Source organism: Frigoribacterium sp. R86507 (genome assembly GCF_044597695.1).
Classification (GTDB): domain Bacteria; phylum Actinomycetota; class Actinomycetes; order Actinomycetales; family Microbacteriaceae; genus Frigoribacterium.
Map to the genome: position 1 here is coordinate 2,254,976 of NZ_CP139002.1, position 13,141 is coordinate 2,268,116.

The following is a 13,141-nucleotide window of genomic DNA, read 5'->3' on the forward strand; positions in this document are numbered from 1 at the left end:
CGACGCCGACCCCGACCGGGGGCGCGCTGGTTTGATGAGCGCATGCCCCTGCCCATCGAGAACTACGCACTGATCGGCGACCTGCACACCGGATGCCTCGTGGGCTCCGACGGCAGCATCGACTGGCTCTGCCTCCCCCGCTTCGACTCCGCCTCGACCTTCGGCGCCCTGCTCGGCGACCACGACGCCGGCCGGTGGCTCGTGGCCCCCGCCGACGCCGACGCCACCTCGACCCGCCGCTACGTGGACGACACCTTCGTGCTCGTCACCCGCTGGACGACGCCCACCGGCGTGGTCGAGGTCACCGACCTCATGCCCTACGGCGATCGGCGGGCCGACGTCGTCCGCCGGGTGACCGGCGTCTCGGGCACCGTCTCGATGCACGTCGACCTCGCGATCCGCTTCGGCTACGGCACGGCCGTCCCCTGGGTGCGGCAGGTCCCCGAGGGCGACGGCACCGCACTCGTCGCCACGGCCGGGCCCGACGCCGTCGTCGTCCGGGGCCCCCGGCTCACGGCCACCGACCACACGCACGAGGCCACGTTCGACGTCCCCGCCGGCGAGACGGTCGACCTCAGCCTCACCTGGTACCCGTCGCACCGCGAACCGCCGACCGCCGTGGACGTGTCCGCGCGCATCGACGAGACCGTCACCTGGTGGCAGGACTGGTCGTCACGGTGCTCGGCACCCGAGGTCTACACCCGCGAGGTGCACCGATCGCTGCTGATCCTGCGGGCCCTGACCAACGAGGACACCGGAGGCATCGTCGCCGCCGCGACCACGAGCCTGCCCGAGCAGTTCGGCGGCTCGCGCAACTGGGACTACCGCTACGTGTGGCTGCGCGACGCGTCGATGACGCTGCAGGCGCTCATCCTGCACGGCTACGCGGAGGAGGCCGACCGGTGGCGCGGCTGGCTGCTGCGCGCCATCGCCGGAGACCCCGCGGACGTGCAGATCATGTACGGCCTGGCCGGCGAACGGTACCTGCACGAGAGCGAACTCGAGCAGCTCACCGGCTACGACGGCGCCTCGCCGGTGCGCATCGGGAACGCCGCGTACAAGCAGTACCAGGGCGACATCTTCGGCGAGGTGATGGTCGCCCTGCACGAGGCCCGTCTGCTCGGCGTCGAGGAGAGCGAGTACTCGTGGCCCCTGCAGCGTGCCCTCATGCAGTACGTCGAGGACAACTGGACCCGGCCCGACAACGGCATCTGGGAGATCCGGGGCGAGCTGCAGCACTTCACGCACTCGCGAGTGATGATCTGGGCCGCCCTCGACCGTGCGATCCAAGGGGTCGAGCAGTTCGACCTCGACGGCCCGCTCGACCGCTGGCGCAGTCTGCGCGACGAGGTGCGCGCCGAGATCGAGACCCACGGCTGGAACGCCGACCGCGCCTCCTTCACCCAGCACTACGGCACGACCGAGGTCGACGCGTCCCTGCTGCAGCTGTCGCAGGTCGGCTTCGTCGCCGCCGACGACCCCCGCATGCTCGGCACCGTCGCCGCCATCGAGCACGACCTGCTGCAGGACGGCCTGCTCATGCGCTACCGCACCGAGAGCGGCGTCGACGGCCTCGACGGAGCCGAGAACCCCTTCCTGACCTGCTCGTTCTGGCTGGCCGAGCAGTACGCCGCCTCGGGACGCGTCGACGACGCCGTCACCCTGATGGACCGCCTGGTCGGCTACTGCAACGACGTCGGCATGCTCTCGGAGGAGATCGAGGTCGCCACGGGACGACACGTCGGCAACACCCCGCAGGCGCTCTCGCACCTGGCCCTGGTGCGCGCCGCGGACGCGATCTCGCGCGCGAAGGCCGCGACGACGACGGCGTAGGTGCCCGACACGACGACGGCCGCCCTGCTCTGACGAGCGGGGCGGCCGTGGACGGTGAGGCGGAGGATCAGGCGGGCCAGTCCTTCGGGCCGGTCGAACCGGCGGCGTAGGTGTCGAGGGGCACCTGGTCGGCCTTCCAGGCCTCGATGACCGGAGCGACGATCGCCCAGCAGCGCTCGGCCACGTCGCCACGGATCGAGAGCGTCGGGTCGTCGTGGAAGATGCCGCTCAGCACCTCGCCGTAGGGCGTGAGCTCGGGCTTGCCCAGGGTGACCGACATCGTCGACTTCTCGAGGTCGAAGGGGTTGCCCGAGCCGTTGGTCGTGACGCCGAGCTCCATCGTCTCGGGGCTGATCTCGATGCGCAGCGTGTCGGGCGTCGACGAGCCGTTGAGGCCCTCGGGGAGCGCCGGGACCGGCTTGAAGGTGATGAGCACCTCTTTGCGGATCTTGGTCATGCCCTTGCCCGAGCGCAGGATGAACGGCACGCCGGCCCAGCGGCGGGTCTTGACCTCGAACTCGACCTCGGCGAGGGTCTCGGTCTGACGGTCGTTGTCGACACCGTCCTCGTCGGCGTACGCGGGGACGTCCTTGCCGTCGATGGTGCCGGCCGCGTACTGGGCACGACGGCTCGAGGCGACCGGGTCGGCGTCCTTGACCCACGTGGCCCGCAGGACGCGCGCGATCTCGCTGCGCAGCTCGACCGAGTCGATGCTCGACGGGGCGTCCATCGCGATGACGGCGAGCACCTGCAGCAGGTGGCTCTGGATCATGTCGATCAGCGCGCCGGCCTTGTCGTAGTACTGGGCGCGACCCTCGAGGCCGAGGACCTCGTCGTAGAAGATCTCGACCTTCTCGATGTTCTCGCTGTTCCAGACCGGCTCGAACAGGCGGTTGGCGAAGCGCAGGCCGATCATGTTGAGGACCGTGGCGCGACCGAGGAAGTGGTCGGTGCGGTGGATGCGCTCTTCGGGGACGATCTTGAGCAGCTCGGCGTTCAGCTCGCGAGCGCTCTCTTCGTCCGAGCCGAACGGCTTCTCGAGCGCGAGACGCAGGCCGTCGGGCAGGTCGATCTCGGCGAGCGCCTGGATCACCTTGGTGCTGATCGCGGGCGGCAGGGCGAAGTACATCACCGGGGTGCCCTCGCTGGCCTCGAACAGGGCCTTCAGGTGCTCGACCGTGGTCGGGTCGCCCTGGATGTACCGGCTCGACGCCAGCGTCTTCTTGGCGAGGTCGCTGCCGGCGTCGCCGTTGAAGGCGGTCTTGACGACGTCGTCCCATTCTTCGGGGCTGCGCTCGCTGCGGCCGGTGCCGATGAGCTGGACGTCGACGCCGCGGTCGCTCTTGAGCAGGCTCGCGAGGCCGGGGAGCAGCAGACGCTCGGTGAGGTCTCCGCTGGCTCCGAGGATGATGAGGGTGGTGGTGTCTGTCACAGTGCAGCTTTCGTGGGAGGGCGGCGATCGTGTCGTCGCTGGTCGATCAGGCGGCGGGGGTTCTCGGGGCCACGGGTGTCAACGCACAGGGGGGACGGGCATTCCCGTCGACCGCCCCGGCCGCGGAGGGCACGGGTCGCGTCTCGGCGCCGGTGCCCGGTCAACCGTACTGCTCCCCGGGGGTGAGCGCCGTATCGGGGTCAGCGGGCAGGGTCGGCGTCGCCGTCCTGCACGGTGTCGTGCGGGGCGGTGTCGCGGGGCGCGCTGTCGTCGTCGACCGGCCCCGTGCTGTCGGTGCCGCCCACCCGGCCGCCGGTGTCGTCGTCGTCCGCCGCGCGCGCCTCCTCGGCGGCGTCGTCCTCGGGGCGGGGTGCCGTGGTGTCGTCGGGGTCGAGCGCGGCGATGATGCGCCCGAGCGAGACGGCGATGGAGACGCCGCCGCTCGTGTCGGTGGTCGGACGGTCGCGATGGCGGTCGACGGCGTCCCAGAGGTCGGCGACGCGGCGCCGGGCGTCGGTGAACGCGTCGATGTCCTCGGCCCCGTGGCGCCGGATCACGGTGGCGACGCCGTGCACGGCATGGGCGACGTCGGGCGCGAGGTCGTCGGGCATGCCGATCTGGCGGCCGATCCGACGGCCGAGGATGCCCGAGACCTCGGCGACGTCCTGCAGGTGGAACGAGACGCGCTCGTACGTGGCGAGGTCGGCGTACTCCTGCCCGAGGTCGCGGCGGCGGAGCATCCACCGCGGGTTCATGTGCCGGGACTCGTCCGCGTACGCGACGGTCTCGCGCACGCGGCGGAGGGTGCTCGGCAGGACGCCCACGCGTCGCTCCCACTCGTCGTCCTCGAGGGGCCAGGGCGTCTCGAAGACGCCGGCGATCTCGTCGGCCCGGTCGGCGAGGGAGTCCTTCACCCGGGTGAGGCGGGCCTCGGCGCGCGAGGCGTAGAGCGGCGGCACGAGCACCAGGTTGACCACGACGCCGATGACGACGCCGACCCCGATCTGGACGATGTAGCCCAGCGAGTACGCCTCGGCGTTCGCGCCGCCGAGCAGCAGGACGAAGAGCCCGGCCGTCAGCACCCAGTCGCGTCCGGCACCGAGCCAGCGGATGCCCGCCACGAGCACGCCGACCCCGACGACGAGTGCCACGGCGAGCACCCCGGGCTGTCCGTCCTGCAGCGCGAAGACCGCCGTGGCGAGGCCGATGCCGACGACCAGGCCGAGGAGCACCTGGAGCCCCTGGCGGAGCGAGCTCTTGATCGTCGGGTACATCGCGATCACGGCGCCGAGCGGCGCGTAGTAGGGGTAGTCGGCCGCGACGCCGGGCACCCGCGGCGCGATCCAGTAGGCGAGGGCCGCGGCGAGCGCCGTCTTCACGGCGAGCAGGAGGCGCGGCTGGGCCAGCAGGACGCGTGTCCAGTGGGTCGCGGTGCGGGCGTCACGACGCAGGGCGGCCCGGCGATCGGGCGGAGTGGGGCGTCGATCGGGCATGCCCCGATGATGACAGGCCACGCGACGCCGCGGGTGGGCCCGGCGGTGGGACGGCACGATCGGAGCGACGTACACTGGTCGAACACCTGTTCGAACGACCCGGCCGGGGGTTCAGCAGCCCGAGGTACCGACCATGAGCTTCACCCACCTGCGCGTCGCGTCGGCGTTCAGCGCCCACCACGGCACGGCGCACCCGAAGGCGCTCGTCGACGCCGCCGTCGCGGCGGGTGCCGACGCGGCGGCGATCACCGACCGTGACGGGCTGTATGGGGCGATCCGGCACGTCGGGGCCTGTCGGACGGCGGGCGTCGACCCGATCGTCGGGGTCGAGCTGGGCTGCCGGGACGACCGCGAGGGGGTCGTGGGCGGTGGTGCGGACGGCGGGGGTCCCGACGGAGGCGGCGGTGCGGCCGGCGGGGTCGACCGCATCGTGGTGCTGGCGCACGGGGCGCGGGGCGGCGGGCCGGCGAAGGCGGGGTGGGCGGCGCTGTGTCGGCTGATCAGCGCGTCGCACGGTCGGGCCACCCGTCGCGCCAGCGGAAGTGCCAACAGCGTGGCGACCATCGCCCGGTCCCGGGTGCGGGGCTTCGTCCAGGGCGAGACCGAGCCGGCGGCGACCGTGCTGCTGGGGCCCGACTCCGACGTGGGTCGGCTGGTCCAGGCGGGTCGACACAGCGAAGCCGCGGCGTCCCTCGCCGACTGGGCGGCGACGCTGCCGGGCGGGGTGGTGGTCGAGGTGGTCTGCCATCTGACCGAGCCGGGCGAGAGCCGTAGCATCCGGCACGCGGCACGCATGCTCGAGCTCGCGGACCACGTCGGGGTGCCCGCCGTGCTCACGAACGCCGTGCGGTACCTCGACCCCGACGAGGCCGTCACGGCCGACGTGCTCGACTCGGCCGGCCACCTGGCCGCCCTCGGCTCGTTCCGGCCGCAGCCGAACGCCCAGGCGTACCTCAAGGGCCCCGCCGACATGCGCCGGCTGGCCCGTCTGGTGAGCGACGCCTCGTCGTTGCCCCGCAGCGCCGGCGACGAGATGCTCGCCGCGACCGAGCGCCTGGCCGATCGGTGCCGCCTCGACCCCGTCGCCGACCTCGGCTGGGGCCGCCCGAAGGTGCCCGAGCTCAGCGCGATCGGCGTCGACGGTGACCCCGACCAGGCGCTGTTCCGGCAGGCCCAGGCCGGTGTCACCGAACGCTTCGGCGACGCCGACCGGGCCCTGCGCGACAAGGTCGAAGACCGCATGCGCTACGAACTCGGCATCATCACCGGGTTCGGCTTCGCCGGGTACTTCCTCACCGTGGCCGACGTCTCGGCGCTGATGCGCGACCTGCGGGTGCGCAACGCGGCGCGGGGTTCCGGTGCCGGCAGCCTCGTCACCTACCTGCTGCGCATCTCGAACGTCGACCCGATCGAGCACGACCTGCTGTTCGAACGGTTCCTCGGCAACAAGCGCGAGACCCTGCCCGACATCGACATCGACGTCGAGGCGGCCCGGCGGCACGAGGTCTACCGGGCGATCTTCGACCGGTACGGCAGCAACCGGGTCACGCTCATGTCGATGCAGTCGACGTACCGCGGGCGCGGTGCAGTGCGCGACGCCGGTCTCGCACTGGGGCTCGACGACGAGCAGATCGACCTCGTGGCCAAGAACGTCTGGCGGTCGAACGCCCGTGACCTGCGCACCGCGATGGCCGAGAAACCCGAACTGCGCGAGATCGCCGAGCTGGCCCGCAGCAACGACCAGATCGACCTGCTCGTCGACCTCAGCGAACGGCTCGACCGTCTGCCCCGGCACATCTCTATGCACCCGTGCGGGGTGATCCTCGGCGACTCCGACCTGCTCAGCACGACCCCCGTCCAACCGAGCGGCATCGGCCTGCCGATGAGCCAGTTCGACAAGTACGACATGAACGACGCCGGCCTGCTCAAGCTCGACGTCCTCGGCGTCCGCATGCAGAGCTCGCTCGCCTACGCCCTCGACGAGATCGAACGCGTGAACGGCCCGCGTGCCGCCCTGGCCGGCGCCCTGCCGGTCGACGTGCCCTACGTGAACCGTCAGGGCCGCATCGAGCTCGACGAGATCCCCCACGACGACGAACCCACCTTCGAGGCGATCCGCACCACGCACACGCTCGGCATGTTCCAGATCGAGAGCCCCGGGCAGCGCGAGCTGATCGGCAAGATGCAGCCCGACCGCTACGAAGACCTGATCGCCGACATCTCGCTGTTCCGCCCCGGCCCGATGAAGGGCAACATGATCGCGCCGTTCCTCGACACCAAGCACGGGTTCCAGCAGCCCGACTACCTGCACCCGAGCTTCGCGTCGTTCCTCGACGACAGCTACGGGGTGGTCATCTACCACGAGCACGTGCTGCGCATCCTCGAGGCGACGATGCAGGTGTCGCTCGCCGAGGCCGACGAGATCCGGCGACACATGGGCAAGGGCGACGACGACGCGCTCGAAGCCACCTTCCGCGAGCGCACCCGGGGCAACCTCGACCCCGCGACCGGGAGGCGACGCTTCGACGACGCCGCGGTCGACCGCATCTGGGCCGCGCTCAAGGGGTTCGGGTCGTTCGGCTTCTGCAAGGCCCACGGGGCCGCGTTCGCCCTGCCGACCTACCAGAGCGCCTGGCTGAAGACCCACTACCCGGCCGAGTTCCTGGCCGGCATCCTCACCCACGATCCCGGCATGTACCCGAAACGGCTGCTGCTGACCGAGGCGCGACGCATGGGCGTCCCCGTGCTGCCGCTCGACGTCAACGCCTCGACCGACGTCTACCGGGTCGAGCGCCTGCGACCGCCGGCGACCCCGATCGCGCCGACCCGGGTGGGCGACCTCGGACTGCGGCTGTCGCTGGCCGACGTGCACGGCATCAGCGACGCCGAGCTGGCCCGGGTGGTCGTGAACCGTCCCTACGACTCCATCACCGACTTCTGGCAGCGGGCGACGCCGTCCCGGTCGCTGTTCGAACGCCTGGCGCAGGTCGGAGCACTCGACTCGGTCGCCGGGCCGGGCCGCACCCGCGGCGACGTCCTGGCCCGGGTGCGGGCGCTCACCGGCCGGTCGTCGCGCCCCAAGGCCACCGACGTCGAGAACCAGCTCGACTTCTCGATCGACGACTCCGACACGGTGCCGACCGGCACGCCCGACGTCGACGCCCGACAGCGGGTCGCCGACGAGCTCGACATCCTGTCGATGGAGGTCAGCGAGCACGTGATCGAGAGCTACCGGCCCATGCTCGACGACCTGGGCGTGGTGCGCGCCGCCGACCTGCGCGACCACTGGAACGGCACGACCGTGCTCGTGGCGGGCATCCGCATCGCGACCCAGACCCCGCCGATGCGCAGCGGCAAGCGCGTGGTCTTCATCAGCCTCGACGACGGGAGCGGCTGCTCCGACTCAACCTTCTTCGAAGAGGCGCAGGCCCGCGCCGGCTCCCTGCTGTTCGGCACCCAGCTGATGGTGATCCAGGGGCGCACGCGTCGCACCGGCGAGCGGGGCATCTCGCTCGAGGCCGAGAACGCGTGGGACCTCAAGGCGATGTGGCGCGACTGGAACGCGACCCGCGCCTCCTCGTCCCTGGCCGTCGGCAACTCCTGACCCCTGTCGCCACCCCGGCCACCGGGGCCGCCGATCGCCCGCACGTGTCGCAGCGGCCAGGAATAGTCGACGCCCCGTGCGTAGGGTGGCGCCATGAGCGATCAGCAGGCCAAGGGAAGCTACGTCGAGCCGGGCCAGGAGTACACCCGCGACACCAACTACATCGAGGACCGCATCACGCGCGACGCCGTCGACGGTTGGCCGGTCGAGTCCGGCCGCTACCGCCTCGTGGCCGCCCGGGCGTGCCCGTGGGCGAACCGCAGCGTGATCTCGCGACGTCTGCTCGGGCTCGAGGACGCGATCTCGCTCGGCCTGCCCGGCCCCACGCACGACGCCCGCAGCTGGACCTTCGACCTCGACCCCGACGGTCGCGACCCCGTCCTGGGCATCGAGCGCCTTCAAGAGGCCTTCTTCGCCCGCACCCCCGACTACCCGCGCGGCATCACCGTTCCGGCGATCGTCGACGTGCCGAGCGGCAAGGTCGTCACGAACGACTTCCCGCAGATCACGCTCGACTTCGCGACCGAGTGGACCGCCTTCCACCGTGAGGGCGCCCCCGACCTCTACCCCGAGGCCCTGCGCGGCGAGATCGACGAGGTGAACGCCGTGGTCTTCCGCGACGTCAACAACGGCGTCTACCGAGCCGGTTTCGCCGGGTCGCAGAAGAGCTACGAGCGGGCCTACCGCACCCTGTTCGAGCGGCTCGACTGGTTGTCCGAGCGGCTCGCCGGGCAGCGATACCTGGTCGGTGACACCATCACCGAGGCCGACATCCGGCTGTTCACGACGCTCGCCCGGTTCGACGCGGTCTACCACGGGCACTTCAAGTGCAACCGGAACAAGCTGGCCGAGATGCCGGTGCTCTGGGCCTACGCCCGTGACCTGTTCCAGACCCCCGGGTTCGGCGACACGATCGACTTCGACCAGATCAAGGCGCACTACTACGTCGTGCACTCCGACATCAACCCGACGGGCATCGTCCCGGTCGGGCCGGACGCCTCGGGCTGGCTCACCGAGCACGGGCGCGAGCAGCTCGGCGGCCGTCCGTTCGGCGACGGGACTCCCCCGGCACCGCCTCGTGCGGGCGAAGAGGTGCCGCCGCTCGTCGCGGCCTGAGGCGCCGCCGCATGATCGATCCCTCCGACCGGTTGCGCGTCACGCGCGACGAGGCGCAGGCGCTGGCCGCGCGACTGCTCGGAGACATGGAGGCGGTGGCCGCGGCCCGCGAGGGAGCCAACGTCGACGACGAGCACGACCCCGAGGGATCGACGATCGCCTACGAGCGGTCGCAGCTCGACGCCGTCCGACGGTCGGCCCTCGAACGTGCCGCCGATGCCGAGGCGGCCCTGGCCCGGCTCGCCGACGGCACCTTCGGGCGCTGCGAGCGCTGCGCGGCCCGGATCGGCGAGGCCCGGCTCGAGGCGCGACCCACCGCCCGGCTCTGCATCGACTGCGCGAGCTGACCCGCGCCTCCTGCCGTCGACGCGTTTTCTGCCGTGACCCGCGCCTCCTGCCGTCGCCGGGGCGTCAGCCCCAGATCCGCGCGATCTGCTCGTCGAGGAAGGTCTCGAACCAGGCGTCACGATCGGTGACCACGTTGGTGAGGTGACCGAAGAGCTCGAAGCTGAGGTGCCCGTAGAGGGAGGTCCAGGCGGTGATGCCCGCGGCCAGCACACCGGGGGCGACCGATGCCCCCAGGCCCTGGGCGAGCTGCGCGAACTCGTCGGCCAGGCCGGACCGCACCGGCATCGCCCGCAGCGAGGCTCCGCTCGCCGCCGCGTCGTCGACCGCCCCGAGCAACAGCAGACCCACCGCGATCGCCGGTTCGACGGTGTCGACCGGGGCCGCGTACCCCGGGACGGGCGACCCGTAGAGCAGTGCGTAGCGGTGCGGGTCGGCGATCGCCCAGCGGCGGGTCGCGCGGGCCGTGGCGCGGAACCGCTCCTGGTGGTCGGCGCGGTCGACCGCCTGCTCGGCCCGTCGGGCGGCGTCGGCGAGGTCGACGTAGGCGTCGGTGATCAGGCGGGTCAGCAGGGCGTCGCGGCTCGGGAAATACCGGTAGATCGCCGACGAGGCCATGCCCAGGTCGCGCGCGACGGCCCGCACCGAGAGGGCGGCCGCGCCCACCTCGGCCAGCTGCCGGTGGGCCGAGGCGAGGGCGCGTTCGACGATCTCGGTCCGTGCCCGCTCGCGGACGCCGCCGGTGGGCCGGGCACGATCGTCGTCCCCTGCGTTCGTGGTCATGGCCCGATCCTGTCGTCCGAGAGCACGGCACGCAAACGAGAGCACCGCTCTTGCACATTGGACCACCCGGCTCTAGGGTCAGATCCGAGAGCACCGCTCTCGTCGGCCATCCCCAGGAGGACCCATGCCCACCCATCTCGTCGTCGGAGCCGGAGCCATCGGCGCCCTCCTCGTCCGCCGTCTCGCCGAGCGGGGTGACACCGTGCGCGTCGCCACCCGCCGCGGCACCGTGATCGCCGGTGCCACCGCGTTCACGCTCGACGCGAAGGACGCCGCAGCCCTGACGAGCGCGGCCGACGGCGCCGACACGATCGTCGTCTGCTCGAACCCGCCCTATCCCGCCTGGGGCACGGAGTGGCCGGCCCTCACCACGGCCCTGATCGAGACGGCCGCCACCACGGGGGCGGGCATCGTGCTGATGGGGAATCTCTACGGCCACGGGCCGGTGTCCGAGCCGATGACCGAGCACACGCCCCTCGCCTCCGTTGAGAAGAAGGGCAGGGTGCGCGCCGACATCTGGACGCGCCTCCTGGCCGCGGCCGACCGGGGCGTCCGGGCCGTCGAGGTGCGCGCGAGCGACTACTTCGGGCCGGGCGCCGGGCGCAACGCCCACCTCGGCTGCGACTTCTTCGGGCCGCTCGTCGCGGGCCGCACCGCCCACGCGGTCGGCGACGTGACCCAGCCGCACGCCTGGGCGTACCTGCCCGACGTCGTCTCGACCCTCGTGGCGGCGATCGACCACGACGAGTGGGGTCGCGCCTGGCTCACACCGCACGCCACCCACGCCTCCCGGGTCGAGATCGCCGAGGAGGCGCGGCGCCGGTACGGCCTGACCGGTCGCGTCCGACCGTGGAACCCGCTGCTGTGGGCCGGCCTGACCCGCACGGTGCCGTTCCTCCGCGAGGTGAGGGCGATGCAGTACCAGTTCGACTCGCCCTTCGTCGTGGACTCGTCCGAGAGCGAACGCCTGCTCGGCATCGGACCGACCCCGTGGCCCGAGGCGCTGGACGCGACGATCGCGGCCACCCGCGACGCCGCTCGTCGACCGTGAGGTCACAGCAGACCCCCACGCGGCGGCCTTCCCCGGGGCCGCGTGCCGTCGTACGCTGACAGCACCCCGGCGACGACGCCGCACGACGGCCGCCTCGCCCCGATCGACGACGATTGGTGCTCGATGCCCCTGACCGCGAGCCGTCCGCCCCGCGACGTCGGGCCGCAGCGCCGGGTGGTGCGCGACTCGTGGGACCGCGCCTCCCGACGCCGGCTCGATCCCGACGGCCTGCCCCGGCTCGAGCTGCCCGAGGACGACCTCGGCGACCGGCGCCGCGACCACCCGTTGGCCCCGGCCCTCCCCGTGGTGCGCCGTCTGCTGGTGGACGACGTCGCGGGCTCGGGACTGCTCGTGGCGATCGGCGACGAGCACGGGCGCCTGCTCTGGGTCGAGGGCGATCACACGGCCCGCCGCCGGGCCGAGGACATGCTGTTCGTCGCCGGCGCCGGATGGTCGGAGGCGCAGGTCGGCACCTCGGCCCCGGGTACGGCCCTCGTGCTCGACCGGGGCGTGCAGATCCGTGGCGACGAACACTGGAACCACCGCGTGCGGGCCTGGAGCTGCACGGCCGTGCCGGTCCACGACCCCGTCGACGGGCGCCTGATCGGCGTCGTCGACATCACGGGCGACGAGCGGGCGGCCGGCTCACTGACGCTGCCCCTGGTCACGGCGACGGTCGCGGCCGTGGAGGCGCATCTCGCGCTCCTGGGGTTCGCCGCGGTCGGTCGCGCCCCCACCCGCACCGCGCGGCACCCGGTCCACCCCGTGCCCGACTCCCCCGCCGGCCTGACGACCCTCGGTCGCGACGAGGCGGTCCTCACGGTCGGGGACGGCCGGATCGCGCTGGGTGCCCGTCACTCCGAGATCATGGCCCTGCTCGCCCACCGCCCCGCCGGCTACACGGCCCACGAATTGGCCGACGCGGTCTACGGCGACGTCGACGCCGTGTCCACCCTGCGGCCCGAGATGGTCCGCCTCCGCCACGTCGTCGAGGCTCTCGACCCGACGCTGGTCCCCCTGTCGCGCCCGTACCGACTGCCCCGCCCGGTGACCCTCGACCTCGACACGCTCGTCGGGCTCGTCGACCGCGGCGCCCACCGCGCGGCCGTGCGGGCCGACACGGGCCCGGCCCTTCCCTCGTCCACGGCTCCTGGCGTCGTCGCCCTCCGGGCCGAGGTCGCCGCGACCGTCCGGGACGCGCTCCTCACCGGCGGCTCGATCGACACCCTGCTGTCGTACTCCGAGTCGTCCACGGGCCGCGACGACGTCCGCGTCCTGCTCGAGCTGCTGCGTCGGCTGCCCCCGGGATCGCCCCGGCGGACGCACCTCGTCGCGCACCTCGAGGCCCTCGAGAACCGGAGCTGACGCGGCACCGCGACCCGCGCCTCCTCACGAGCACCCCCGCACCTCCCGACCCCCGCGGCCGCGCCGCCCGCGACCCACGCCGTGCAACCCGATGCAACCTCCCCCGACGTAGCCTGCCG

At 72.6% G+C, this 13,141-nt stretch carries 9 protein-coding genes; 6 read left to right on the forward strand and 3 right to left on the reverse strand.

Annotated features, from left to right (window positions below):
- Positions 1 to 42: 42 nt before the first annotated feature.
- On the forward strand, positions 43 to 1,833 hold the full coding sequence (locus tag SJY14_RS10660) for a glycoside hydrolase family 15 protein (RefSeq protein ID WP_396598873.1): 1,791 nt from the start codon (positions 43 to 45) through the stop codon (positions 1,831 to 1,833).
- A 67-nt stretch (positions 1,834 to 1,900) separates the two neighbouring features.
- Here the strand turns inward: SJY14_RS10660 and SJY14_RS10665 are convergent, their stop codons facing one another.
- Complete coding sequence (locus SJY14_RS10665) at positions 1,901 to 3,265, reverse strand: glucose-6-phosphate dehydrogenase (protein ID WP_071253828.1); 1,365 nt, start codon at positions 3,263 to 3,265, stop codon at positions 1,901 to 1,903.
- 200 nt (positions 3,266 to 3,465) lie between these two features.
- Positions 3,466 to 4,758 carry an aromatic acid exporter family protein gene (locus tag SJY14_RS10670; protein ID WP_396598874.1) on the reverse strand — a complete coding sequence of 431 codons (1,293 nt, stop codon included), beginning with the start codon at positions 4,756 to 4,758 and terminating at the stop codon, positions 3,466 to 3,468.
- A gap of 133 nt (positions 4,759 to 4,891) precedes the next feature.
- On the opposite strand from SJY14_RS10670, the gene SJY14_RS10675 reads away from it, so the two are divergent.
- The 3 genes from SJY14_RS10675 to SJY14_RS10685 all read left to right on the forward strand — a co-directional run bounded on the left by SJY14_RS10675 (position 4,892) and on the right by SJY14_RS10685 (position 9,825).
- Positions 4,892 to 8,362, forward strand: coding sequence for a DNA polymerase III subunit alpha (locus SJY14_RS10675; RefSeq protein ID WP_396598875.1), 3,471 nt, complete (start codon positions 4,892 to 4,894; stop codon positions 8,360 to 8,362).
- Between the two features lie 93 nt (positions 8,363 to 8,455).
- Positions 8,456 to 9,478, forward strand: a complete 1,023-nt coding sequence (locus tag SJY14_RS10680) for a glutathione S-transferase family protein (RefSeq protein ID WP_071253834.1) — start codon at positions 8,456 to 8,458, stop codon at positions 9,476 to 9,478.
- 11 nt (positions 9,479 to 9,489) lie between these two features.
- Positions 9,490 to 9,825, forward strand: a complete 336-nt coding sequence (locus SJY14_RS10685) for a TraR/DksA family transcriptional regulator (RefSeq protein ID WP_396598876.1) — start codon at positions 9,490 to 9,492, stop codon at positions 9,823 to 9,825.
- A gap of 64 nt (positions 9,826 to 9,889) precedes the next feature.
- Here the strand turns inward: SJY14_RS10685 and SJY14_RS10690 are convergent, their stop codons facing one another.
- The gene (locus tag SJY14_RS10690; RefSeq protein WP_396598877.1) at positions 9,890 to 10,606 is read right to left on the reverse strand and encodes a TetR/AcrR family transcriptional regulator; all 717 of its coding nucleotides are present in this window, start codon (positions 10,604 to 10,606) and stop codon (positions 9,890 to 9,892) included.
- Between the two features lie 124 nt (positions 10,607 to 10,730).
- Here SJY14_RS10690 and SJY14_RS10695 point away from each other — a divergent pair, with 124 nt between their 5' ends.
- Together SJY14_RS10695 and SJY14_RS10700 are read left to right on the forward strand one after the other, a co-directional pair.
- A complete protein-coding gene (locus tag SJY14_RS10695) occupies positions 10,731 to 11,657 on the forward strand; it encodes an NAD-dependent epimerase/dehydratase family protein (RefSeq protein ID WP_396598878.1) in 927 nt (308 codons plus the stop codon).
- A 123-nt stretch (positions 11,658 to 11,780) separates the two neighbouring features.
- Positions 11,781 to 13,022 carry a GAF domain-containing protein gene (locus tag SJY14_RS10700; RefSeq protein ID WP_396598879.1) on the forward strand — a complete coding sequence of 414 codons (1,242 nt, stop codon included), beginning with the start codon at positions 11,781 to 11,783 and terminating at the stop codon, positions 13,020 to 13,022.
- Positions 13,023 to 13,141 lie beyond the last annotated feature (119 nt).